This is a genomic window from Bradyrhizobium sp. P2_E8, from assembly GCF_056403875.1.
The window spans coordinates 1-23889 of sequence record NZ_JBFUES010000009.1 but is presented as its reverse complement, the minus strand read 5'-3'; the positions used below and the strand labels follow the sequence as shown (position 1 = coordinate 23889).

Annotated in this window: 23 protein-coding genes, 1 tRNA gene and 2 pseudogenes; 14 read left to right on the top strand and 12 right to left on the bottom strand. The window is 64.3% G+C overall.

The genetic code is table 11. The features are described 5' to 3' along the window. Positions 1 to 320, bottom strand: a pseudogene (locus AC1D00_RS01295) (hypothetical protein); the annotation flags it as partial. A gap of 208 nt (positions 321 to 528) precedes the next feature. Between AC1D00_RS01295 and AC1D00_RS01290 the strand changes: the two are divergent. The 4 genes from AC1D00_RS01290 (at position 529) to AC1D00_RS01275 (ending at position 5606) form a co-directional block, all read left to right on the top strand. Next, complete coding sequence (locus tag AC1D00_RS01290; protein WP_477009389.1) at positions 529 to 1557, top strand: alpha/beta hydrolase; 1029 nt, start codon at positions 529 to 531, stop codon at positions 1555 to 1557. Positions 1558 to 1840: 283 nt separating this feature from the next. Beyond that, positions 1841 to 2479, top strand: coding sequence for an RraA family protein (locus AC1D00_RS01285; protein ID WP_404552187.1), 639 nt, complete (start codon positions 1841 to 1843; stop codon positions 2477 to 2479). Between the two features lie 310 nt (positions 2480 to 2789). Continuing rightward, on the top strand, positions 2790 to 4580 hold the full coding sequence (locus AC1D00_RS01280) for an adenylate/guanylate cyclase domain-containing protein (RefSeq protein WP_135174851.1): 1791 nt from the start codon (positions 2790 to 2792) through the stop codon (positions 4578 to 4580). An 81-nt stretch (positions 4581 to 4661) separates the two neighbouring features. After that, positions 4662 to 5606 carry a phosphatase PAP2 family protein gene (locus AC1D00_RS01275; RefSeq protein ID WP_209312065.1) on the top strand — a complete coding sequence of 315 codons (945 nt, stop codon included), beginning with the start codon at positions 4662 to 4664 and terminating at the stop codon, positions 5604 to 5606. Between the two features lie 64 nt (positions 5607 to 5670). On the opposite strand, the gene AC1D00_RS01270 is transcribed toward AC1D00_RS01275, so the two are convergent. The 3 genes from AC1D00_RS01270 to AC1D00_RS01260 all read right to left on the bottom strand — a co-directional run bounded on the left by AC1D00_RS01270 (position 5671) and on the right by AC1D00_RS01260 (position 9252). After that, positions 5671 to 8124, bottom strand: coding sequence for a hypothetical protein (locus tag AC1D00_RS01270; RefSeq protein ID WP_477009388.1), 2454 nt, complete (start codon positions 8122 to 8124; stop codon positions 5671 to 5673). Between the two features lie 356 nt (positions 8125 to 8480). Then, a complete protein-coding gene (locus tag AC1D00_RS01265; RefSeq protein WP_011082959.1) occupies positions 8481 to 8774 on the bottom strand; it encodes a GYD domain-containing protein in 294 nt (97 codons plus the stop codon). Positions 8775 to 8889: 115 nt separating this feature from the next. Further along, the gene (locus AC1D00_RS01260) at positions 8890 to 9252 is read right to left on the bottom strand and encodes a VOC family protein (protein ID WP_477009387.1); all 363 of its coding nucleotides are present in this window, start codon (positions 9250 to 9252) and stop codon (positions 8890 to 8892) included. A 142-nt stretch (positions 9253 to 9394) separates the two neighbouring features. Between AC1D00_RS01260 and AC1D00_RS01255 the strand changes: the two genes are divergently transcribed. Together AC1D00_RS01255 and AC1D00_RS01250 are read left to right on the top strand one after the other, a co-directional pair. Continuing rightward, positions 9395 to 9471, top strand: a tRNA-Arg gene (locus AC1D00_RS01255). Positions 9472 to 9597: 126 nt separating this feature from the next. Then, positions 9598 to 10737, top strand: a complete 1140-nt coding sequence (locus tag AC1D00_RS01250; RefSeq protein ID WP_477009386.1) for an amidohydrolase/deacetylase family metallohydrolase — start codon at positions 9598 to 9600, stop codon at positions 10735 to 10737. Positions 10738 to 10742: 5 nt separating this feature from the next. Here the strand turns inward: AC1D00_RS01250 and AC1D00_RS01245 are convergent, their stop codons facing one another. From AC1D00_RS01245 to AC1D00_RS01235, 3 genes are read right to left on the bottom strand one after another with little or no spacing between them, the layout of a single operon-like run. Continuing rightward, positions 10743 to 11345 (bottom strand): TlpA family protein disulfide reductase, encoded by a 603-nt coding sequence (locus AC1D00_RS01245; protein ID WP_477009385.1) that lies wholly within the window; start codon positions 11343 to 11345, stop codon positions 10743 to 10745. Continuing rightward, complete coding sequence (locus AC1D00_RS01240) at positions 11338 to 11796, bottom strand: DsrE family protein (RefSeq protein WP_477009384.1); 459 nt, start codon at positions 11794 to 11796, stop codon at positions 11338 to 11340. Before AC1D00_RS01240 ends, AC1D00_RS01245 begins: the two co-directional genes overlap by 8 nt. Positions 11797 to 11816: 20 nt before the next feature. Beyond that, a complete protein-coding gene (locus AC1D00_RS01235; protein WP_477009383.1) occupies positions 11817 to 12245 on the bottom strand; it encodes a DoxX family protein in 429 nt (142 codons plus the stop codon). A 104-nt stretch (positions 12246 to 12349) separates the two neighbouring features. On the opposite strand from AC1D00_RS01235, the gene AC1D00_RS01230 reads away from it, so the two are divergent. Then, positions 12350 to 13234 (top strand): LysR family transcriptional regulator, encoded by an 885-nt coding sequence (locus AC1D00_RS01230; protein WP_135174844.1) that lies wholly within the window; start codon positions 12350 to 12352, stop codon positions 13232 to 13234. 42 nt (positions 13235 to 13276) lie between these two features. Here the strand turns inward: AC1D00_RS01230 and AC1D00_RS01225 are convergent, their stop codons facing one another. Next, complete coding sequence (locus AC1D00_RS01225) at positions 13277 to 14002, bottom strand: alpha/beta hydrolase (RefSeq protein WP_027545183.1); 726 nt, start codon at positions 14000 to 14002, stop codon at positions 13277 to 13279. A gap of 151 nt (positions 14003 to 14153) precedes the next feature. Between AC1D00_RS01225 and AC1D00_RS01220 the strand changes: the two genes are divergently transcribed. Next, positions 14154 to 15134, top strand: coding sequence for a helix-turn-helix domain-containing protein (locus tag AC1D00_RS01220; protein ID WP_477009382.1), 981 nt, complete (start codon positions 14154 to 14156; stop codon positions 15132 to 15134). A gap of 6 nt (positions 15135 to 15140) precedes the next feature. Here the strand turns inward: AC1D00_RS01220 and AC1D00_RS01215 are convergent, their stop codons facing one another. Further along, the gene (locus tag AC1D00_RS01215; RefSeq protein WP_477009381.1) at positions 15141 to 16286 is read right to left on the bottom strand and encodes an acyl-CoA dehydrogenase family protein; all 1146 of its coding nucleotides are present in this window, start codon (positions 16284 to 16286) and stop codon (positions 15141 to 15143) included. Between the two features lie 126 nt (positions 16287 to 16412). Between AC1D00_RS01215 and AC1D00_RS01210 the strand changes: the two genes are divergently transcribed. Next, complete coding sequence (locus AC1D00_RS01210) at positions 16413 to 17090, top strand: alpha/beta hydrolase family protein (protein ID WP_477009380.1); 678 nt, start codon at positions 16413 to 16415, stop codon at positions 17088 to 17090. A 63-nt stretch (positions 17091 to 17153) separates the two neighbouring features. Here AC1D00_RS01210 and AC1D00_RS01205 read toward each other — a convergent pair whose 3' ends face one another. Beyond that, positions 17154 to 18128 carry a ketopantoate reductase family protein gene (locus tag AC1D00_RS01205; RefSeq protein ID WP_404552220.1) on the bottom strand — a complete coding sequence of 325 codons (975 nt, stop codon included), beginning with the start codon at positions 18126 to 18128 and terminating at the stop codon, positions 17154 to 17156. A gap of 154 nt (positions 18129 to 18282) precedes the next feature. Between AC1D00_RS01205 and AC1D00_RS01200 the strand changes: the two genes are divergently transcribed. Next, a complete protein-coding gene (locus AC1D00_RS01200) occupies positions 18283 to 19086 on the top strand; it encodes an enoyl-CoA hydratase-related protein (RefSeq protein WP_404552221.1) in 804 nt (267 codons plus the stop codon). Between the two features lie 11 nt (positions 19087 to 19097). Here AC1D00_RS01200 and AC1D00_RS01195 read toward each other — a convergent pair whose 3' ends face one another. After that, the gene (locus tag AC1D00_RS01195; RefSeq protein ID WP_477009379.1) at positions 19098 to 19346 is read right to left on the bottom strand and encodes a hypothetical protein; all 249 of its coding nucleotides are present in this window, start codon (positions 19344 to 19346) and stop codon (positions 19098 to 19100) included. 119 nt (positions 19347 to 19465) lie between these two features. Beyond that, complete coding sequence (locus AC1D00_RS01190; RefSeq protein ID WP_477009378.1) at positions 19466 to 20350, bottom strand: LysR family transcriptional regulator; 885 nt, start codon at positions 20348 to 20350, stop codon at positions 19466 to 19468. 113 nt (positions 20351 to 20463) lie between these two features. Here AC1D00_RS01190 and AC1D00_RS01185 point away from each other — a divergent pair, with 113 nt between their 5' ends. The 4 genes and pseudogenes from AC1D00_RS01185 to AC1D00_RS01170 form a co-directional block, all read left to right on the top strand. Next, positions 20464 to 21828: an FAD-dependent oxidoreductase gene (locus AC1D00_RS01185; RefSeq protein ID WP_477009377.1), complete on the top strand. Its 1365-nt coding sequence runs from the start codon at positions 20464 to 20466 to the stop codon at positions 21826 to 21828. 31 nt (positions 21829 to 21859) lie between these two features. Beyond that, positions 21860 to 22864: an ABC transporter substrate-binding protein gene (locus AC1D00_RS01180; RefSeq protein ID WP_404552227.1), complete on the top strand. Its 1005-nt coding sequence runs from the start codon at positions 21860 to 21862 to the stop codon at positions 22862 to 22864. Positions 22865 to 22994: 130 nt separating this feature from the next. Then, positions 22995 to 23768, top strand: coding sequence for an ABC transporter ATP-binding protein (locus AC1D00_RS01175; RefSeq protein ID WP_477009376.1), 774 nt, complete (start codon positions 22995 to 22997; stop codon positions 23766 to 23768). Continuing rightward, positions 23761 to 23889, top strand: a pseudogene (locus AC1D00_RS01170) (ABC transporter permease); the annotation flags it as partial. The gene AC1D00_RS01175 and the pseudogene AC1D00_RS01170, both read left to right, overlap by 8 nt.

Genomic DNA, 23889 nt, shown 5'->3' with positions numbered 1-23889 from the left:
GTATAGGCTTCGTCGATCTTCTTCTGCTCTTCCGGCGTCGGGTTGGGACCCGCGATGTCGAAGGTGCGGTCCTGGAGGAAGTCGTAATAGGTGTAGCCGCCGCCTGCCTTGCGGCGGCCGGCGAACTTGGCGTTGCAGTCCGCAAGTGCGGATGTCTTCTCGGCCTTGGTTGCGGCCTTCTCGGCCGCATCAGCGCATTCCTCGAAGTCGACGGGCGCGCGCTTCCACCATTGCGCCTGGGCATGCGTGTGCGTCAGCAGAAAAAATCCTGCTGCGGCAACGAGAAGCGCCGCACGACGCGATGCAAACACGACCGACATTCTACGAGTGCATTCCTTGCAAAACTCAACCCGAACTGAGTCGGGCCAATTTTTGCCCCTTTATCGCCGGCTTGTCACCCATGGAACCCGGGAATTTCATGGCTGCAATGCTGACATTTTTTGCTTGACGTGGCGCGGGAGTCACAGCCGCGCGGCATAGGATGGGCTTACAGTTTTATCGATCTGAATTTGGGGGAGAATCTCCGTCATGCGCGCGCTGGCCCGATTTGCCGCACTCGTCCTGGTGCTGATTTGCGGCCATGCATTCGCGGCGGACGAGGATGCGCCCAACCGCAAGCCGGTGAAGGCGATCGGCGATGCGCGGCTCTCGATCGGCGGCCGGGGAATGCTGCCGCTCTACCTCTCCCGCGACTGGTCGATGCCATTGCCGGCGATCTCGCGCGCCATCATCGTGCTGCATGGACGCCTGCGCAACGCCGACGAATATTACATATCGGCCAACAACGCGCAGGCCGCAGCGGGCGACGATGGCAAGAGCGCGCTCATGATCGTTCCGCAGTTCCTGGCGGAGATCGATATCGACGCGCACAAATTGCCGGAGGACACGTTGCGCTGGTCGCTGGAGGGATGGGAGGGCGGCGATGCCGCACTTGCGCCCAATCCGGTCTCCTCGTTCGAGGCACTCGATGCGATCCTCGCAAAACTCTCCGACCGGCGCATCTTCCCGAACCTGAAGCAGGTCGTGGTCGCCGGCCATTCCGGCGGCGGCCAGGTCGCGCAGCGTTATGCCATCGCCGGCAAGGGCGAGGCGGCGCTGTCGCGCCAGCACATCGACATCCGCTATGTCGTCGCCAATCCCTCGTCCTATGCCTATTTCAGCGCCGACCGGCCGGTGCCCGCAATTGCTGCATCCTGTCCGGGCTACAACAACTGGAAATACGGCATGGGCGACCGTCCGCCCTATCTCGCCGACGCGACGCCGGCGGCGCTGGAACAGCGCTATGTCGAGCGCGAGGTGATCTATCTGCTCGGCACGCTCGACACCAATCCGAAGCATTCCGCACTGGACAAGAGCTGCATGGCAGAGGCGCAGGGGCCTTATCGTTACGCCCGCGGCCACGCTTACGTGGACGCGATGGCCAAGCGCGACCACGGCACGCCCAATCACAGGGTCTGGGATGTCGCCGGCGTCGGTCATGACGGCGACAAGATGCTGACCTCGAAATGCGGGCTCGCGGCGCTGTTCGATATTCCGGGCTGCGGCGCGGAGCGCTGACGCCGCTGCCTTGAAGCTCCGGCTCCGGCTGTTACACTTCGCCCCGCGAGCGCCTCACCCCGAGGCGCCGCCAAGAAGACGAAGTGGAAGCGCCTGATGCTGCTACCGCTGTCCGACGTGCCGCGCTGGTGGCCCCGCCGCGCGATGATTCCGGAGAAGTTGGTCGTACGCTGTTGCGCGGCGAGCGCGCGGCGTGGATGAAGGAAGGGCGCGGCTTCCGGATCTGGCCGCGAAGGCGCGGGCGCACGCCGAACAAGAAAAATTCACGAAAGGACTCTTTGACATGACCATCACCATCGCAGCCAACAGTGTGCCGAAGCCGCCGGCCGATATCATCGAGGGTTTTCGAGGTGCGCCTACGTCCGTGATCTCGGACAATCTCGCCAGGCTGCCGGGCGCGGTGGGGCTCAAACCCTATCATCGCGGCGGCAAGCTGGTGGGCGCGGCCTTCACGGTGCGGACCCGTCCCGGCGACAATCTCGCCATTCACCGCGCGCTCGAGCTGGTCGGTCCCGGCGACGTCATCGTGGTCGATGGCGGCGGCGACGAGACCCGCGCGCTGGTCGGCGAGATCATGAAGAACATCGCGCAGTGGCGCAAAGCCGAAGGCTACGTGATCGACGGCGCGATCCGCGACGTTGCGGCCTTCGCCGCGGACGACTTCCCCTGCTATGCCCGCGCTGTGATCCACCGCGGGCCTTACAAGAACGGCCCCGGCGAGATCAACGTGCCTGTGTCGGTCGGCGGCAGCGTGATCTCGCCCGGCGACATCGTCGTCGGCGATGAGGATGGCGTGGTGTCGTTTCCCGCCGCCGGCGCGGCTGCGCTGCTGGAGGCGGTGCGCGCCCAGGTCGCGCGCGAGGAGGAGACCATGAAGGCGATCCGCGAGGGCCGCTATCAGGGCTCCTACGGCAAGTCCTGATCAGGAGGGAGGCATCGTTGGGCCAGAAGGACGAATTCCACATCCTCGACAATTCTGCCGACGGCGGCTTCGGCGCGACGTAAGGTTGCGAAAGCCTTTCGATCCCGCCCTGGCGGTGGGGCAAACGGGTGTTCTCTTTCGTCGTGCTGGGAGTGGCTTTTCGGCCCGCTCTCTGTGACGGGGCAGGCGATTGGCCTGGCTCAACGAGGGACTCTGTCAGGCAGGCCTTGCATTTGCCTGACTGTCCTTGTCTGCTACAATCTTTCGGCGTCACAATGGTTGTGGCCGCCCCAGAGTTGTTGCGCCTGTGATGATGATCAGTGTCGACAACACGTCCCCGGACAACGGCTCGGATCAAGGGCGGCCGAGAAGGCGTACCGCAGCTACGATTTTCATCGATGTCGTCGGATATTCCCGGCTGATGGGAAGCGACGAGGAAGGCACGCATCAACGATGGATGTCGATGCGATCGGACGTTATCGAGCCGCGCGTCGCTTCAAATGCCGGTGAGGTAATCAAAAGTACCGGTGACGGTTTACTGCTGGAGTTCAGGAATCCGGTTGACGCAATCAGGTTCGCACTCGGCATGCAGATGCATCTGGCCGAATCGTCATCAGCCGGTAGCAACCCGCTGCAGTTGAGGATGTCGGCAAATGTCGGCGACGTCATCGCCGAGCGTGACGACATCTACGGGGACGGAGTCAATATAGCAGCCCGGCTTCAGGAATTCGCCGGCCCGGGCGGGGTCGTGATTTCCGGGGCCATTCACGATCAGGTGAAGGATCATCTGCGCTACCAAGCCGCCGATCTGGGATTCCTCACGCTCAAGAATATCGAGCGGCGCATCCGGGCATTCAAGATAGCGCATCACGACCTACGGGCTCCGACAATCTCGGTGGCCCATTCGCTCAAGCCGTCCGTGGCAGTATTGCCGCTGCAGATGCTCGGCCTTCAGGCGGCGGATGCCTATCTCGCGCAGGGAATCGTCCACGATATCGTCGCCTCGCTGGCGGGTATTCGCGAATTGTTCGTCGTATCCAGCACGTCCACACTTGGGTTCACCGGTCCTACTGTCGACCCTGGTGCCGTTTGCCATCGCCTTGGCGTGCGATATCTCGTCACGGGAACGCTCAAGCGTCACGGCGAGTTGCTACGGATGCGGGTGGAATTGATCGATGTCGATACGCGRTCCATGCTGTGGACCAACCAGTACGAGGCGTCGATCAGCCAGTTGTTCGACGTGCAGGAGACGATCGCAACGAGCATCGCATACGCGCTCCTGCCGCATATCCATATCTCCGAGCTGCAGCACGCCGAGCGCAAGGCGCCGCAGAGCATGAACGCTTACGACCTGGTCCTGCAGGGCATGTATCGCCTGTATCGCCTCGGTCATGACGACATGCTTGCGGCGCGCAGCCTGTTCGAACGCGCCCTCGACCATGATCCGCAATATGCGGCGGCCTATGCCCTGATGGCAAAATGGTACATCCTGCACATCGGCGAGGGTCATTCCACCGACTTCAAGGCCGATTCCCGCGAGGCATTTCGGCTTGCGTCGCGCGCGCTCGAGTTCGAACCGTCGGACCCAATGGCGCTCGCGATATTCGGGCACATCAATTCGTTTCTGTTCGGCGCGTATGACCGTGCCATCGATGCTTTCGACCGTGCCATTGGAGGAACGCCCAATTCCGCTATTGCGTGGTCCCTGAGCGCATCGACATACTGCTATCTCGGCGACGGACCACGTGCCGTGGCGCGCGCGTCTTACGGCATATCGCTGTCGCCGCTCGATCCGTACGCCTATTTCTATCAGTCGGCGCTCACCAACGCGCACTACACCAATGAGACCTTCGACGATGCCGTGCACTGGGGCACGAAGGTCATGGCGGCGGCTCCGCAGTTTGCCGCTAATCTGCGGCTTCTTGCCGCGAGCCTCGTCGCCGCCGGCTCTCTCGAGCGGGCGCGCGAAGTTGGCGCCGCGCATATGAGGATCGATCCCTCGTTCTCGGTTGAGAAATATTGCAGTTGGTACCCGATCAAGCAGCCGGATCGGCTCGCGCTTTTGGGCGAACGATTAATTGAAGCCGGGCTGCCTCGTTAACGTCCGTGATGAATTGCGCCACGGCGCTCGATCGCTTCTCAGCAACGAAAAGGTTCTGTAGCGGCAGCTCTGGAGGATCACATGGGAATGGGCATGGGAATGGGAATGGGTATGGGTATGGGTATGGGCATGGGAATGGGTATGGGCATGGGGATGGGAATGGGTATGGGTATGGGTATGGCCTTCGGCGCCACGCCACCCGAACTCGGCTTCCGACCCCTGACCCTGCAATACGACCTTGGCCCGAATGCCGATCCGAGTTTCCCGGACCAATTGCTGCCTAAGGAATGCTGGAAAGACAGGGTCGGACCGTGGGATCCCGACGTCCTCTGTCTGCTGTACATCACGGAGTTCATAAGAGGCACCGATTGGGACAAGATCGATGCAGAGATTGTCGCGCAGCGTCCCGAGTTGCTCCATTGGGACCCGAACAGCTATGCGAACTTCGAGAAGTTTGTCAGCGGCGAGATCATCCAGCTCCAGCAGCTTATGCAAACCGATCGCGAGCGCTACATGGTGGAAATCTTGGCGCAGCATGACAACGCGCCCGGCTATTGGGTGAGTCTAATGGCCGTCAACAATCGTGAGCACCACCATACGCTGGTGGTGATGAATCTTGCGGTACGGATCGGCCAGATCGTTGCGTCCTTCTACAAGTACCACTACAAGCGACCGCGGCCATCGTTTGTGTGTCCAGGCCTGCTGCCGGAATTCGGCCCGCCGGCGCACGCCTCGTTTCCAAGCGGACATTCTCTGCAGAGCTGGCTCATGTCGCTATTCCTCGAGGAAGTAGCGCCTGCCTACACGTATGAGCTCGAATGGCTTGCTGAAAGAGTCGCATTAAACCGCGAGCGAGCGGGGGTGCACTATCGAAGCGACACCGAGGCAGGAAAGTTCATTGCCGAAAAGTGCAAGGCAAAGATCATGGCCCTGCCTACCGGCTCCAAGATCAAAGAGCTGTTCGAAGAGGCCAAGAAAGAGTGGGGCCAACCAGTAGCAATAGCCCCTGCCATCGCTCCGGTTTAGGTGGCATTGCGAGAGGTGATGACCGTCTATCTTGAGGCAACGCCGGCCCAGATCGGCGCAAGCTCTACGAGAGGGTCCACTCCCGATAACCGAGATTGTTGTCGGCGCGGACAAGGTCCGCGACGACCACGGGACCGGTAGCGCACGGTAGGGTGGACCCCGCATCGATGTTGCTGCGGTCGCCTTCGACCATCGCGCGGACGAGCAAAGCGTTTCTCTTTCCTGCCTGTGGAGTCCACTCAAACGGCCCAAAGATCGCGGATGGTTCACCGGGTGATACATCCATCGTATTGGTTCGGTTCACTGGCGACCACTGGCCCGATTGGGCATCCCAAGTGTCTGCATAGTTGCCGACGGCTGTGAAAACATCCACCGATGCCGCGGTTGCGATCTGGGCGCCGCGATTCCCAAGTTTGACGTAGACATAGTTCACATAGCCCGGGCGCGGCGTCTGATCGTCCGACTGGCCGTCCGCGGCGTTGCGGACCCAGAAAACAGCAGGGAGTGCGTGCCAGTGGTTGCAGTACTTGTATTGCCCGCCACGGCCGTCATCGACGTAGATGTCAATCGGCGGTGCGCTGCCCGGCGTGTTCTGGCCGGGCGAAGACGTCTGATAAAGACCTTGTTGCTCAAAAGCCCAGCGGACAACCTTGTGAAGCATTCCGCCCAGCCGCCTCGATCCGTCGTAGTCGAGATAAGGTGTGCCGACATCAGCGTCCATCAAGGCTGTGGCGAACTGGCTCGCCGCGCGGGTCGGCTGCGTCGCGACGGAACCGAGCGATGCGATCGCGCGTACGATGAGGTAAGCAATGTAGTATGCAGTCGCCGTGCGGGCGTCGACATCCGGCGCCTCGTCGGCGCGAACCGCATCGCCGCCAGCGGCGAGATAGAGCTGGAACAGGGTGGTCGACAGGATCTGCTCGGAGTTGTAGCCGGCGGGATCGCGCGGCCCGTAGGTCGGATTGGGTTTCTCGTACAGAGTGCCGTTCCAACCCCACCCTTTCTTGACGTCACGGTCGTGGCGCCGCAACGGCAGCTGGATGAAGGGGAACGTCACGCCTCGCCACGTCTTCGGGAGCTTTGATGCCGGATCACACATGATCGCGCCGAGCGCGTCACCGGCGCTGTGCGCGAAGTCGAATTCGGTCGAGCCAGTCGCAGCCAGGATCAGGACGTGGCAGAACTCATGCCAGACGAAGCGCACGTCGGCGACAAGCCCAAGAGGGTGCTTCCAAGTGTCCGCGAAATCCGCAAGCCCGAACAACATCCTGACGTCCCACTCTGTCGCCGTTTGGTCGGGGCGGAACGGGGTCACATAGGCATTGATGCCGCGGCCGTCATGGGCTCCCGGGCCCGTCAACATCTTGGCTCGATGTTCGACGGTCAACGGTAGTGCAACCTTTCCAAAATAATCCTTCAGAACAAACCCGAATCCCTGGACCAGTTGCATCATTGAATCGCAATGACAGTAGGCGCTGACCGCGGCGAACTCGTTGGTTCGAGCCGTGAAGGCGAAGGGAGGCCGCTGCACCGGCGGATCATAGTCAGCACCCAGCGCCGCCGGCGTGAGCACCCTCACGCGCGGCCCCGACAGCTTCCGACGCCCGCCACCGGCGTGATCGAGATCTAGCAATCCGACTGGATCGCGCTCGTGATCGAGCAAGTCGGCGACGCTGTCGGGGCGCAGCTTGAAGCCGCCTGTCTTGCTGGCAGGGTCACTGAGGAAGGCATATCCAGCGCAAGCCGACGCGATCGGGGCCTTGCGGATAAGCCTGGCTTCGAGAGGATCAAAGAGGACCTGGTGCGCAATGGAGTCGCCGCTCGCCATCGGCATGAAAACGGTGGCGGCAGCCGCCAAGCCAAGCCCGCCATCCTCGTACGCGATGCTGGGCCCGCTTCGATGATACGCAACGAGCTGTCCATCTGCGATTGCGTCCGGCGACACAAAGCCCAGAACAGGGCCGAGCCAGTCCGAAATCAGTTCCGCGGGAAGGCTGTCGGCCCACTCCGGATCGAAACGGCGAAACGCCCTTTCCACGAAGCCCGGTTTGATCGACAGATTGGCATGCATAAGTAACGTTGATCGGGCACTGGTGATTTGCCATCGGCCGGTCTGCCGCCCGTAGTGTGCGACGAGACGTATGCTGCCACCCCGAACATCGGGGATGAAGTCAGTACCCCCGACCTTGATCGGAATTGTTTGCTGACACCAAACGACCGTCGTCTCGATCCCGCCATTGCGCTTCAGTTCGCGCGGCTGCGACCATCGAAATCTTGATTTGCTGGATCGCCCTGGTTCGTTGGAGTCGGTCGTGTGGTCAAGGTGGTCCAAATCGTCGTCGCTGAGCGGCAGCAAAGGCGGGTCGGTGTGGGACGCCAGCCTTAGATACTCGAACGCTGCTCGCTTCGCTGACACGTCAGGGTCGGCCACCGCCGGCGTTTGCAGATGGCGCAACTCACGAATAACCCCGTCCRCATCCTTCTCAATCAGAAGATCTGGTTCTTGCGGAAGATTCATAGCTCACCTCAAGGGGTCTCGATCTCCGGCACGACGGAGCCCGAGCATGCCCTTGACCATTGCGCGAGGCAAGCGTCCTTCTCCCGCCGGAGCTGCGGAGAAGGGGCAGCGGATGCCACTGGAATCACTGTTGATTTCGTTTGCCATCTCCTCGGGCCACGTACCGGATGGCTCGTTTCGCCGCATGGCGGTCCGCATCACGCTCCGTTGCGAGGGGGGATCGAACCTGCCTCGCGGATTCCGCGGTCCCTCAGCTCAGCCGGATAGAGCGACAGTTTCCCCGCGCGGCCAAGGCCTAAGAAATCTCTTCCCGGGATTGCCATCCCGGGTCCATTGCGCTCGCGTTGGCTTGAGCGTCAGAGCATCTTGCCGACGATCTTTGTCATATCTGCCGCCGAAAACGCGCGCAGCGTTTCGGTGCGGACGTTGCCGAGCGCGCTGAGACTAAGGCTCAGCGACATCGCGGCAGCCTCATCTGGAGCCTCGAGAACGGTTACAACGTCATATCGTCCCTGCGTCCAGACGATCTCTTTCACCGTCACGCCGAACGTTTTGGCCATCTCCTTGAAGGCGTCGGCCCGCTTCGGCGAGTCCTTGACGTTGCGGACTCCCTGATCAGTGAAGTTTCCCAGCACGACATAGGTTACCATGGTCGTCCTCCCTGGTTAGAACCCAGATACAATTCTCGCTTGAGGCAACCGCACCGAGCTTGCCACGGCGGCTGAGATAGCGCTACTTGCGCGTTGGGAACGTCAGCGGATGTGACTAATTCGGTCGGGACAACGGCCGCGCGAAACTGAGCTCATGGCCGTCGGGGTCGGTGAGATGGAAGTAGCGCTCACCCCATTCTGCATCGCGCGGCGTGGTCGAAGGCTGGCATCCGGCTGCGCGTGCGCGCTCGTAGGTCCCGTCGACGTTGTCGACGTAGAAGATGATGCGGCCCCACCAAGACCAGCGCTTGTCGTCCGGCTGCGCCGTCAGGTTGAGATAGCCGGTGCCCGCGCGAAAGCTGGTGAATGCAGCGGCTTCGCCGCCATACAGGAGCTCGAACCCCAGCGAACGGTAGAAGTGCACGGCGCGCCCCATGTCATGCGTGCCGAGCGTGATGGCGCTGATGCTTTCGATCATGTGAGCTGCTCCGCCGAGAGGGACCTGGGCGCGATTGTACAGCCGCCTTGTTCAGGTTGACGATGATCCGGCCCGCCTTGCGGCTGGCGAACCGTATCCTGCTCTGGTATGAGGGGGCCGAACCCGCACCTGCGGGTTCCGCGGTCCCGTAGCTCAGCCGGATAGAGCGACGGTTTCCTAAACCGTAGGTCGGAAGTTCGAGTCTTCCCGGGATCGCCATTTTGTCATGGGCAATGGCCGCTATTTGGCGGGCTCTTCGGCGCAAAACTTGCTACAGGCAACAGACTTCCCTCCTGGCCTCGCCGACATGTCGGCCGCGCCTTACTGCCCTATCCGGAGACCATGATGCCTTTCGACTTGATCCTGCGCGGCGGCCGTGTGGTCGACCCGTCCCAGAAGCTCGACGCCGTGACCGATGTCGCCTTTGCCGGCGGCAAGGTCGCAGCGATCGGCAGCGGGCTGAAGGCCGATCCTGCTACGGAGGTGCGCGACGTCTCGCAGCTCATCGTGACCCCGGGGCTGATCGATCTGCACACCCATGTCTATTGGGGCGGCACCTCGCTCGGCATCGACGCCGAGGAATTCTGCCGCCTCTCCGGCGTCACCACGGYGGTGGACACCGGCAGTGCGGGGCCCGGCAATTTCGCAGGCTTCCGCAAGCATGTGATCGAGCCGAGCCAGGTCCGCATCCTCGCTTATCTGCACGTCTCGCATGCCGGCATCTTCGGCTTCTCGCACCGGATCATGGTCGGCGAGAGCGAGGAGTTGCGGCTGATGAATCCGATCGAGGCGGCCAAGGTCGCTGATGCCAACCGCGACCTCATCGTCGGCATCAAGGTGCGCGTCGGCTTGCATTCCTCGGGTACCTCAGGGGTCGTGCCGCTCGACATCGCGCTCGAGGTCGCGAACGAGGTCGGCATGCCCCTGATGGCGCATATCGACCATCCGCCGCCGAGCTATGAGGAAGTGCTGGCGCGCCTCCGTCCAGGCGACGTGCTGACCCATGCGTTCCGTCCCTTCCCCAACACGCCGGCGACGGCGCAAGGCACGGTGAAGAAGGCGGTGCTGGATGCACGCGAGCGCGGCGTGCTGTTCGACATCGGCCACGGCAAGGGCTCGTTCGCCTTCAAGACCGCGCGCGCAATGCTCGCCAACGGCTTCTATCCGGACACCATCTCCTCCGACATCCATCAGCTCTGCATCGATGGCCCGGCCTTCGACCAGGTGACGACCATGTCGAAGTTCTTGTGCATGGGCATGGAGCTGTCCGATGTGGTCGCCGCCTCGACGGTGAACGCGGCGATGGCGCTGCGGCGCCCCGAGCTCGGCAGCCTCAAGCCGGGCTGCGTCGGCGACGCCACGCTGATCTCGATCAGGCAGGGCCAGTTCGACTATGAGGACGTCGTCGGCGAGCACCTGATCGGTAACAGCAAGATCGCGTCCGAAGGCGTGGTCATCGGCGGTCGCTGGTGGCATCCGAATTGAGCGGATCAGGCTTGCTCGCGATAGAATTGCAGTAACCGCGCGCCCGCCGGCGAGAGCCAGTCGGGTGCGCCGGTGATGTAACCCTCGACGTGATTGCTCGCGCCGACCAGATAGGTGACGGGCATGCCGACGAGCGGGAAGACCGAGGCTGAGGCTTCCGCCGCCGTGGCATACGCATCGACGTAGCAGGCGAGGTTTTGCACGGCGAGACCGCCGAGGAACGCGCGGATCTTGCGCAGGTCCTTCGTGTCCGTGCAGATCGCGACGACGTCGAGCCGGTCCGGCCGCGATCCCGCGAGGCTTGCGAGTACAGGCAGATCGAGCCGGCAGGCCGCGCACCACGTCGCCCAGAAATTGACGAGCGTGATCCGGCCCGGCCGCGCCGTCAGCACAACGTCTTTTCCCTGCACGTCCTGAAGCCTGAGCTGTGGCATCGTTGCGCGAGGCCGCACGACGGTAAACTGGCTGCGGCCGGCCTCGAACACCGGCGGCCAGGCGGGATCGCCCTGCGCGCGGCTTGCGCGCGGAGGGGCAAGGATCGCAGGCGCGGCCATCAGCAGCGCGCGCCTCGATAGTGTCGCGCCTCGCGCACGGGGCTTCTCACGCATGGATATAGGCCCAGCCCGTCAGTTGCAGATCGACCACGCGCCCGATACCGAACGGGACAAGACTCGCGCCCGCGATCAGCGGAATCGAGACCTGCTCCTTGGCTTCCGCGATCGCCTTCGACGACGCGCACATGCTGTAGGTGAGATTGGGCACCGACTGCCGCAGCGTCGCGAGCGCCTCGACCAGCGGGGTCTTGTCGGCCCGGAAGACGTCGATGCCCTTGCCGTTGGCGACGACCTCGATCAGCAATCGCGCGCCCTTGTCGGCGAAGTGCTTTGCGAGGTTGGCCGAGTAGCTGATCGCATGTCCCATGACATAGGGCTCGTTGCTGTCGATCAGGATCACGACGCCGTCGGCGAGACGGTTCTCCCTGGCGGCGGCGCCGCCCGCAGTGAGGATCGCGGTGCCTGCGAGCAGGCCCCTCCGGGACCATCCATTGGCTGAGATCATGGCGGCGGTCTTCCTGCCGCTCAGAACTGACGCGGCGCGATCGGCGCCTTGCGGCCGCGTCCCCACAACACGAACAGGCTGAGCGCAAGCAGGACGACATTGAGCGGCGTGACATCGGCCTCGCCGCGCGAGAGGTGGAAGGCGAGCGCGAACACCTGCAACACCGTGCAGCCCAGCGCGGCCAGCACCGTCAGCCGCGGCAGGATCCGCGTCAGGGCCGGAAGCAGGATGCCGATCCCGCCGGCGAGGTCGATCAGTCCAATGATTCGGACGAACGTTTCGGAATACTGCCCGGTCCAGGGCATCATCGCGGCCAGCTGAGGGATAGGCGTGAGCAGCTTGACCAGCCCGGCCGAGGTGAACACGAAGAAGATCAGGCCCTGTGCGGCCCAGAGGCCGATACGAAGGGCGCGGCCCGGGGTGGGGGTCTCGAAGGTGGTGGCGGACATGGTGGGGTCTCCAGGATGTGAGGATTGCCACCATTTGATGGTTTCGCATTATTTGATCATTATGCGTTCCAGGATTGATTCATTTCCTGGGTGTTGATGATTTCATGGATTCGCTGGTCAGCATGAGGGTGTTCTGCCTGGTCGCGGAGCTGAAGAGCTTTGCGACCGCGGCGCAGCGCCTGCGCATCTCTCCCGCCATGGCGAGCAAGCACGTGATGCAGCTCGAGAAGCGGCTGGGCACGCGGCTGCTCAACCGCACCAGTCGGCGGGTCAGCCTGAGCGAGAGCGGCGCGCTCTATTTCGAGCAGGCGCGGCAGATGCTGGATTCGCTCGACGAGGTCGAGGCCGCCGTCAGCAAGGCGACGGTCGTTCCGCGCGGCACGTTGCGGCTGACCGCGCCGGTGTGGATGGCGAATGCGATCTTCGCGGGCGTGCTGGCGGATTACCAGGCCCGCTATCCGGAGGTGTGCCTCGACGTCGATCTCAGCGGGCGGCTGGTCAATCTGGTCGAGGAGGGATTCGATCTCGCTTTGCGCGCGACCGGCACGCCGGACGAGGCGCTGATCGCGCGTCCCATCACCAAGGTCCCGTTCTTGTTGGTTGCAGCCCCTGCGTTCCTCAAGCGCGCCGGACGCCCGGCGAAGTTTGCCGATCTTGCCGGCCAGGCGCTGCTGCACTACGCGCTCTATCCGGGCGAGAGCTTTTCCCTGAACAGGAACGGCACGGTCGAGACCGTCAAGCTCAACCCGGTCCTGCGCAGCGGCAACGAGACGCTGCTGCACGTGGCCGCGCTGGAAGGCATGGGCTTCGCCTTCCTGCCGAAATGGCTGGTCACCGACGACATCGCCGCCGGTCGGCTCGTGCACATCCTGCCCGACGACATCATCTTCGACGGGCGCCTGTTCGCCGTCTATCCGAGCCGCAAATACCTCTCCGCGAAGGTGAGGACCTTCATCGACTTCGTCGCCGCCGACAAGCGGATGAGGTGAGCGGCTACAGCGACAGCGGGATCAAAGGCCTGGAACGGCCAGTCAGTCGCGTCCTGCCTCCATGATCGCCCTGGCAAGGCGTGCCGGATCGGAGAAGCACAGTTCGTGGCTCCCCGGCACCTGCACGAGGCGGAACAGGCCGAGCTTCTCCGACAGCCGTGGATGCCAGGGATAGCCGTGCGGCAGCGCGGTGTCTTCGGTGCAGTTGATGTAGGATTTTGCCAGCGGCATCTCTGCCGGATTGGTCTTCAGCGCAATCTTGTCGCTGAAGGTCTTCAGCGGATGCGGATTGAGAATGTCGTAGGCGCGCTGCGCCAGTTCGAGATCGGCGTCGTTGATGAAGGCCTCGCGCCAGATCGGGAACGGGAGCACCACCGAGCCGTCGCCGCGCTCGGCCGCGATCATGTCGAACAGCCCGATATAGTGCGGCGGCACCATGTCGTTGAGCGACTCGCCATTGTTGGGCACGAAGGCGTTCCAGTAGACAAGGCGGCGGATGCGCTCCGGCACGAGGTCGGCAACGCCGGTGATGACCATGCCGCCATAGGAGTGGCCGAGCAGGATTACGTCCGTCAGGTTGTTTTCGGCGAGGTAGTCGGCAATCGACTGGATCGCCTCCTTCAGCCCCGTCGTCTTGGCATCGCCCGGGCGGTTGCCCTTGATGGTCGGGAGGTGGACCTGATGGCCGGCGGCCCGGATCGGCGCTGCGACCGGTTCGAGCTCGGCACCGGTGTGCCAGGCGCCGTGAACGAGAACGTAGGTCGACATATTGTAGCTCCCTCGGAAGGCTGGTTAGATTGGCGGGGCGATGGCCTTGCCGGCTGAACGCCGGTCTTTGTCGTTGTTGCCGCCATATTGAACCGGCCGGGATGCCGCGCGCTTGTCTGGCGCTGAACCGGATTGGTCTCGGAGCGAACTGATGGAGCAGGTCAATTCTATGAGCCGGCCGCGGCACGCGATCTGGAACACCGCGGAGACCCGGCCGGACGAGCAGTTTTCCTACTACCGCGAGGCGATCTGCCAGGCCTTCATGAACCTGACGCCGGAATCGGCGACGACGTCGCGCTTCCCGGCCAAGGTGGAGACGATCGGGCTCGGCGCCGGCGCGATCAACCGGGTGATGTTTCCCGAGCACACCGTGAATCGTTCGCGTGCCGATATCGCGGCATCGCGCGACAGCTGCTTCTATCTCAACTTCAAGCTCGCCGGACGTTGCCGCATGCTGCAGGATGGCCGCGAGGTCAGCTTGTCGCGCGGCCAGGTCGGCATCGTCGACAGCGACCGCGAGGTGACGCTGTTGCACGATCGCGGCCCGACGCTGGAGGTCGCTTCATTCTGGGTGCCGTCGCGCGCCTTGYGCGACCGGCTGCCGCCGTCGTTCGATTTCAGGGCCGAGCGCGTGTCCGACGATCCCCATGTCGGTCACCTCATCGTCGAGACCGCGCGCTCCCTGAACGCCGGTGCATTGCGGATGACGGAAGAGGACAGCGTCCGGCTGTTCGACGTGCTGCTCGATCTCGTTGCGCTCAGCCTGTCGCGCCGCTCGCGGGCGCAGACGGCGGAAGCCGCAAGTTTTGCGGACGCCACCGTGCTGGCGCTGCGCCGTGCCATTCACGAGCGGCTGCGCGAGCCGGGATTGACGGTCGCGGCGGTCGCCGGCGCGGTCGGCATCAGCGAGCGTTACGTTCACAAGCTGTTCGAGCGCTCCGGCACGACGTTCTCGGACTATGTGATGGATCGCCGCCTCGTCGGCGCGGCGGCCGACCTGAAGGATCCGGCGCTCTGCGGCCGCGCGATCGGCGCCATTGCGTTCGACTGGGGCTTCTCGGACCTCTCCCACTTCACCCGGCGCTTCAAGCAGCGCTTCGGCTGCCGGCCGCGCGACTGGCGCGCGGGCTGAGCAGCGCTACAGCGACCTCGCGATCAGCAGCTTCATGATCTCGTTGGTGCCGCCGTAGATCTTCTGGATGCGGGCATCGATGAAGATGCGCGAGATCGGGTATTCCTGCATGTAGCCGTAGCCGCCGAACAGCTGGAGGCATTCGTCGGCGGTCTGGACCTGCTTGTCCGAGCACCAATATTTCGCCATCGAGGCCGTCACCGTGTCGAGGTCTTTGGCCACCAGGCGCTCGATGCACCAGTCGACGAAGACGCGCGCGATCATCGCCTCGGTCTTGCGCTCGGCGAGCGTGAAGGCGGTGTTCTGGAAATCCATCAGCGGCTTGCCGAAGGCCTTCCGTTCCTTGGTGTACTCGGTGGTGAGCTTGACGGCGCGCTCCATCGAGGCGACGGCGCCGACCGCGAGCGCAAGGCGCTCCTGCGGCAATTGCTGCATCAGCTGGACGAAGCCCTGGCCTTCCTCCTTGCCGAGCAAATTCTCCGGCGGAACCGTGACGTTGTCGAAGAACAGCTCTGACGTATCGGAGGCATGCAGGCCGATCTTGTCGAGGTTGCGCCCGCGCTTGTAACCGTCCGTGCCTGAAGTCTCGACCACGATCAGCGAAATGCCCTTGGCCCCTTGTTCGCCGGTGCGCGCGACGACGATGACGAGATCGGCGGCCTGGCCGTTGGTGATGAAAGTCTTCTGGCCGTTGATGACGTAGGAATTGCCCTGCTTCTTCGCGGTGGTCTTGACGGCCTGGAGGTCCGAGCCGGTGCCGGGCTCGGTCATGGCGATGGCGCCGACCATCTCGCCGCTCGCCATCTTCGGCAGCCAGCGCTTCTTCTGCTCCTCTGAGCCGTAGTTGAGGATGTAGTGGGCGACGATGGCGCTGTGCACGGAGACGCCGGTCGTCAACTCCGGCACGGTGCTCTCGAGATCATCCAGCACGGCGGCGTCATAGGCGAAGGTTGCGCCCAGGCCGCCATATTCCTCCGGCACGCTCGCCAGCAGCGCCCCCATCTCGCCGAGCCCGCGCCAGGCGAAGCGGTCGACCATCTTCTGCTCGCGCCATTTTTCGGCATGCGGCGCCAGGTCCTTGGCAAGATACTTCCGGAACTGGTCGCGAAAGACGTCGAGCTCTTCGGTCATCCAGCAGGAGCGGTAGGACATGGTTACCTCGGTTGATGCGGTATTCCGGCTTGGTAGGCTGGCCGGCGGCGACAATTATTGTGTTTTCAGGCTGCGCCGGTGACGCTACCAAGGCGGCCGGAGTAGCGTCTGTCGGGATGGCTGATTGTGGCGACCAAAACTCAAGAGCTCAAGCTCGACATCGAGCGCATCGGCATGGTCTCCGCGATACTGGTGCGGCCGAAAGATGCGCGCGCCTGTTATGTGCTGGCGCACGGCGCCGGTGCCGACATGCGGCATTCCTTCATGGAGAAGGTCGCTGAGGGCCTCGCGAACCGTGGCATCGCGACCTTCCGCTTCAATTTTCCCTACATGGAAAAGAAGCTGGGACGTCCCGACCAGCCGGCGGTCGCGCACGCCGCCATCCGCGCAGCGGTCGCGGAGGCGGCGCGGCTGTGCCCCGGCGTGACGCTCGTCGCCGGCGGCAAGTCCTTCGGCGGGCGGATGACGTCGCAGGCACAGTCCAAGGCTCCATTGCCGGACGTCAAAGGGCTCGCCTTCCTCGGCTTTCCCCTGCACGCCGACAAAAAGCCGTCGTCCGAGCGTGCCGAGCACCTCGCCGGCATCGCCATCCCCATGCTGTTCCTGCAAGGCACGCGCGACGGGCTTGCCGACCTCGGCATCCTCAAGCCCGTGATCGATGCGCTCCGTCCGAAGGCGACGCTGCACGAGGTCGAAGGCGGCGATCACTCCTTCGCGGTGCTGAAAAAGTCCGGCCGTAGCAACGAAGAGGCGCTGGCGGAGGTGCTCGACGCGCTCACGGCCTGGATCGACGGGCTCGCCTGAGGCTGCGAGCATGATCCGGAAAAGTGTGTGCAGCGGTTTTCCCAGAAGATCGTGCTCAAAAAATCAAGACGCATAAAGCCCCTTGTCGCGCGCCTTCTGGATCGCCAACGCGGCGATCAGGTCGAGCGTCGGCGTCGACAGGCCGCCGGTGCGCGCGAAGGCGGCGGGCGCCTTCACCAGCACGTCGATCTCCATGGCGCGGCCGAGCTCGTAATCCTGGAGCAGCGATGGCTTGTGATTGGGGGCGGGGCCGCTGCGCGTCACGCGCTTCACCTCGGGAATGAAGTGCTGGGCGATGTCGTTGGCCTCGTTGAGCATGCGCGGGATGACTTCGGCGAACGCAGGGTCGTCGCGCACGCCGCGCGCGGTCTGGCCGGTCAGCAGGCACAGCACCGACAGCGACATGTTGGTCAGCAGCTTTGACCAGATCGCCTCGCGGATCTCGGCCACCGGCGGCGATTCCAGTCGCGCATCGTTGAGGACGCCGCGGAGTTTCGTGATGCGCTCGCAATTGCGGTCGTCGCATTCGCCGATCAGCAGGCGGTTGCGGTCCGGTGTGAGGTTCTGCACCACGCCGGGCGCGATCACCTCGTTGGAGGAGAAGACCACGCCGCCGATGATCCGCTCCTTCGGGATGCAGGCGCGCAGACGGCCGCCCGGATCGAGGAAGGAGATGTCCGGCGGGGTGGGATGCCGCGGCGGCAGGCCGATGCCGTACCACCAGGGAATGCCGTTCTGCGCGAACACGATCGCGGTGTCGTCTTGCAGCAGCGGCTTGATGCTGGAAACCAGTCCCTGAAGCGCGGTGGCCTTCAGCGTGCTGATCACCACGTCCTGCGGGCCGAGCTGGGCGGGATCCCCTGATGCGTTCACCTTGGCGTTGACCTCGGAATCACCGACGCGCAGCTTCAGGCCGCCTGCGCGCGCCGCCTCCAGATGCGCCCCCCGCATCACGCATGACACCTCATGGCCGGCGCGTGCCAGCCTGACCGCGATGTGGCTGCCGACGGCGCCCGCGCCGAAAATGCAGATGCGCATAGATGTCCCGTCCCTGATCCCTTGGTGCCGTCAGGCGACAGCATGACACAAGCCGCCATGCGATGGACGCGGCCGCCCTACGCCGGAAACATATGGATCGGGATGYGCTGCCTCGGCCATAGTGTGCGCCAAACAAACGACCGGAGGATCGCCGATGACTGCCAGCCCCGTCCTGTGGACCCTTGATGCGCGTGGGGTTGCGACCGTCACGTTGAACCGGCCTGAGGTCAACAACGCCTATGACGGCGCGCTGATCGCCGGCGTGCTCGCGGCCATGGACGATCTCGGCAAGAAGCCCAATCTGCGGGTCGTGGTCCTCAAGGGCAACGGCAAGCATTTCCAGGCCGGCGCCGACCTCAAATGGATCAACGGCGTGCGGCCGCAATCGACCGAGGCCAACGAGGCGGCGTCCCGGGCGACGTTCGAGGCCGTGCAGCGGCTCAACACGCTGCCGATCCCGACGGTCGCGCTGGTACAGGGCGGCTGCTTTGGCGGCGGCACCGGCGTGATCGCGGCCTGCGACGTCGTGATTGCGGCGGACAATGCCCTGTTCTCGATCACGGAGGTGCGCTGGGGCCTGACGGCCGCGATCATCATCCCGCAGCTCTGCGACGCCATCGGCATGCGGCAGGTCCGCCGCTACGCGCTGACCGGCGAACGCTTCGGCGCCGAAGACGCCCGCCGTATCGGCCTCGTGCACGAGGTGGTGCCGCTCGCCGAGCTGGAGGCCGCGGGCGCCAAGGTGGTCGAGCAACTGCTCGCCAACGGACCGGAGGCGATGGCCGAGACCAAGCGTCTCGCGCTGGAGAGCTCGTTCGGCGGGATGGGCGTGGACGATGCGGCATACGCGCGGCTCGTGCACCTGCATTCGGTCAAGCGCCAGAGCGCGGAGGCCGCGGAGGGGCTGGCGTCGTTTGCCGAGAAGCGGGCGGCGAAGTGGGGTGGCGGGACAGGCTGAGCGTTCTCCGCTCAGCAGCCGCGGCAGATGTTGTTGATGCTGCGATAGACGGCGTCGTCGTCCTGCCGCAGCGTTTCGAGCGTCTTGCTCTCGTTAACCGGCGCGGCGGGCTTGCGCTTGGATGCCAGCTCTTCCTCCTGCCGCTTGTAGCAGGCTTCGCGATCGGCCTTGGCCTGGATGAAGCGGCAGTTCTGCTCCACGGCCGAGGCGGGAGCGGCGGAGATCGCGAGAACGATCAGGGCGGGCAGGGCGAATTTCAAGAGCGTCGAATCCATTCGTTGACATGATGCGGGCTACGGCCGCCGCGCGCTTGGCGGCACTTTTCTCAGGTCAGACAATCAAGAGCAACCGCGATCTTGCGACAGCCGCGCGACACGGCCTACAGCGACGGCGCGAGTGCCTTTTTCAGCAGTGTCAGCAGCGCCTGCACCGCAGCCGCATTGCGCCGCCGCTCGGGGATCGCGGCCTTGACCCACAATTCCGGAATCGGAAAGTCGCGCAGCACCGGCTTGAGCGTGCCCTCGCGCAAGGCATCCGCGACGAGATATTGCGATATCAGCGCGATGCCGTTGGCGGCGATCGCGCTGCGCGCCAGCACATGTCCTTCGTTGGAGGAGAGCAGCGGGCTGACCTGGATGCTGATGCGGCCGCGCGGCCCGTCAAAGATCCATTCGGGGCCGGTCGGCAGAAAGCTGAGGCAGCGATGCTCGACGAGGTCGCGCGGATGCTTTGGCGTGCCGTGCTTCTTCAAATAGGCGGGCGAAGCGCAGAGCAGCCGCTTCAGCGCGCACAGCGGCTCGTCGACCACGCCGCCGAAGGAGTGCGGGAAGGCGCCGATGGCGATATCAAAGCCCTCTGTGACAGGATCGACCGGGCGATCGATCAGCACGATCTCGAGCTTCAGCCTGGGGTTCTGGGTCTGGAAGGCGCTGAAGGCGTCGGCAAGGCGCGCCACTGTCAGCGAGGTCGGAGCCTTGATGCGGAGGTGATCGACGAGATCGTGGCCCTTCTCGCCCATGCGCGAGAGTAGGTCGGTGGCATCAGTGACGACGCCGCGCGCGCGATGCACATAGCGCTGGCCGGCGTCGGTCAGCCGCAATTGCCGGGTCGAGCGGTGAAACAGCGGCGTGCCGATCCGCGCCTCCAGCTGCGTGACGCGCTTGGCCACGACCGAGGTCGAGACATCGAGCTTTCGCGCAGCGGCGGAGAAGCCGGCTGCATCGGCGGTGGCGAGGAACGCCTGAAGGTTCACCAGAATGTCCATCTCTAACCTTTCGCGATTCGAGAAAGCTGATCGCGTAATTTGGTGGATTGTAGCCCGCCTCGCGTTAATTCATAGTCGGTCCCAAGCAAGGATTTTCAGGGATAGGACGCGCCATGCGGGCCACGACGATCGAAGAACCAGCGCGCCAGGTGCCGCTCTACGGCGAATATGAAGTCGTCGTGCTTGGCGGCGGCCCGGCCGGCATTATCGCGGCGGCGTCCGCAGCGCGGGCGGGGCGGAAGACGCTGCTGATCGAGCGCTACGGCTTCCTCGGCGGCATGGGCACGGCGGCCGGCGTCACCAATTTCTGCGGCCTGCATGGCAACGTCTACGGCAAGGCCCACCGGCTGGTGCAGGGCATGGCGTCCGAGCTCCTGGCGCGGATCGACCTGCTCAACGGCCTGAACACCCCGCATCTGATCCTCGGCAAGGTCTTTGCCCAGGCCTACGACACCGCGGCCTACAAGATCGCGGCCGACGAACTCCTTGCCAGCCACAAGGTCAATATCCTCTTCCATGCGCTCGGCGCCGGCGTGGTGATGGGCGATAACAGCCGCATCGACGCGCTGATGGTCGAGACCAAGGGCGGCCGGCAGGCGGTGCGCTCAGAGATCTTCATCGACTGCTCCGGCGACGGCGATCTCGCTGTGTGGGCCGGCGCGCCGTTCGAAATCGGCGATGAACACGGCCATCCGCTGTATCCCTCGATGATGCTCCGCCTCAACGGCATCGATCCCGAGAGGGCGGGCGAGGCCTGGCGCACCATTCCGCAATTGATGGAAAAGGCGCTCGCCGCCGGCACCCACAAATTCCCGCGCAAGAGCGCCATCGTGCGGCCGCAGAAATCCGGCATCGAATGGCGGGTGAATTTCACGCAAGTTGCCCGCGAGGATGGCCACGCCATCAACGGCATCGAGCCCGACGATCTCACCCGCGGTGAGATCGAGGGCCGCAAGCAGGCGCTCGCCGCGTTCGAATTCCTGCGCACCGTGCCGGGCTTTGAAAAGTCCTACATCGTCGATTTGCCGCCGCAGCTCGGCATCCGCGAGACCCGCCGGATCAAGGGCGGCTACCAGCTCAGCGGCGAGGACGTGCTCGGCTGTGCCTCGTTCGAAGATTCCATCGGCGTCAACGGCTGGCCGATCGAGGCCCACGTTCCCGGCGACGTCGTCTTCACCTTCCCGCCGATCCCGGAATCCCGCGGCTACAACGAGCTGCCCTACCGGATGCTGGTGCCCGAAGGCGTCGACAATCTGCTGGTCGCCGGCCGTTGCGCCTCGATGACCCATGAGGGCCAGTCGGCCGCGCGCGTCTCCGGTGCCTGTTTCGTGATGGGGGAGGCTGCCGGTTCCGCCGCCGCGCTGGCGCTCTCCGGAAACCGGATCCCGCGTGACATCCCCATTGAAAAATTGCAGGAAACGTTGAAACAACAGGGCGCCTTCATCGGGCGGGACCAGCCCGTACCCGAAGGGCTTTGACGGGCTGCAAGACAACGACGGAGGAAACGGGATGATCGGGATTGCGCGGCTCGCGCTTGCGAGCCTTTTGGCGATCATGGCGATGGGCGCGGCGCAGGCTGAGGACGCGCTGAAGGCCAGGATCGGCGTGCTCCGCCTGTCCTCCTCCGCGCCGGTCTTCATCGCGCAGGACAAGGGCTATTTTCGCGAGGCGGGACTCGACGTCGAGCTGAAGTTCTTCGACGCGGCGCAGCCGATCGCGGTCGCCACCACCTCGGGAGATGTTGATTTCGGCGTCACCGCCTTCACCGCCGGTCTCTACAATCTCGCCGGCAAGGGCGTGCTGAAGGTGATCGGCGGCATGAGCCGCGAGAAGGCCGGCTATCCCCTGATCGGCTATTTCGCCAGCAACAATGCCTATGCCGCCGGCCTGAAGACGCCGAAGGACCTCGCGGGCAAGCGCGTGGCAATGACGCAGGTCGGATCGTCCTTTCATTATTCGCTCGGCCTGCTCGCCGACAAATACGGCTTCAAGCTCGCGGACGTGAAGATCGTGCCGCTGCAATCGCTGTCGAACGCGGCGGCGGCGCTCAAGGGCGAGACCGTCGATGCGGCGCTGCTGCCGATCTCCACCGCGCGCAAGCTGATGGACGAGGGCGGTGCGAAGTTCCTCGGCTGGGTCGGCGACGAGACGCCGTGGCAGCTGGGCGCGGTGTTCGCCGCGCCGAAGACGCTGACCAACAAGGTGCTGGTGACCAAGCTGCTCGGCGCCTTGGCCAAGGCCGACCGCGAGTATCACGACGTCATCCTCGCCGCGATGAAGGACGGCGTGGCGCCCATCAACGAGCAGACCAAGCCATTGCTGGAGATCATCGCGAAGTACACCAATCTGCCGGTCGAGCAGGTGGTCGGCAACTGTGCTTACATCGATCCCGACGGCAAGCTCGACGTCAAGAACGTCGACAACCAGATCAAATGGCTCCAGGAGCAGGGCTTCGCCGACAAGGGCTTTGATGCCAATACGATCATCGCCAAGGACTATGTGAAGGCGGACTGACCTTTCGTCATTCCGGGGCTCGCGAAGCGAGACCCCGGAATCTCGAGGTTCCCCGGTGCGCAATTGCGCACCTGTGGTCTGATCCTTCGGATCATCCCGGAACGACGGGGCAGAGGATAGACGAGACAGAATGGACCTGATCGCCAACCACATCACCCACCGCTTCGGCGATCTCGCCGTGCTCGACGACGTCTCCTTCACCGTCGGTGCCGGCGAGGTGGTGGCGATCGTCGGGCCCTCCGGCTGCGGCAAGAGCACGCTGCTGTCGATCCTCGGCGGGCTGTTGCAGCCGACATCAGGCGCGCCCGAGCTGCGCGGGGCGCCGCCGGCGGACAGTCTCAATCCGCTGACCTTCGTATTCCAGGATTTTGCGCTGCTGCCCTGGGCGACGGTCGAGGAGAACGTCGAATTCCCGCTGCTGCACGCCCAGCTCTCGGCGGCGCAGCGCCGCGTGCTGGTCGAGGATGCGCTGCGCCGCACCGGCCTGACCGATTTTCGCCAGACCTATCCAAAGCAGCTCTCCGGCGGCATGCGCCAGCGCGTCGGCATTTCGCGCGCGCTGGCGGTCAGGCCCGCCATCCTGCTGATGGACGAGCCGCTCTCGGCGCTGGATTCGCAGACGCGCGAACTGCTGATGGAGGATTTCGTCCGCCTGCTCGCCGATGGCGGCATGGGCGCGGTCTACGTCACGCACAATCTCGAAGAGGCGGCGCGGCTCGCCGACCGCATCGTGGTGCTGTCGCGCCGGCCCGGGCGCATCCGCGAGGTCGTCACCGTGCCGATGACGCGCACCGAGCGCCGCGAAACCGCAGCGCGTGAAAAGCTGCTGGCGCTCCAGAACCAGATCTGGTCGCTGATCCGCCACGAGGCGATCGATGCCGAGCGCGAGGTCCAGCATGCTTGATCGCGCACCCTCGACGGACACACCTGTAAAGAGCGAGGCGACCCGGCGCGTTCGCTTCCGCGGCGCCGGCTTCGTGCCCGCATCGAGCCGGTTCGGCGGCTGGATCGCGCTTGCCCTCGTC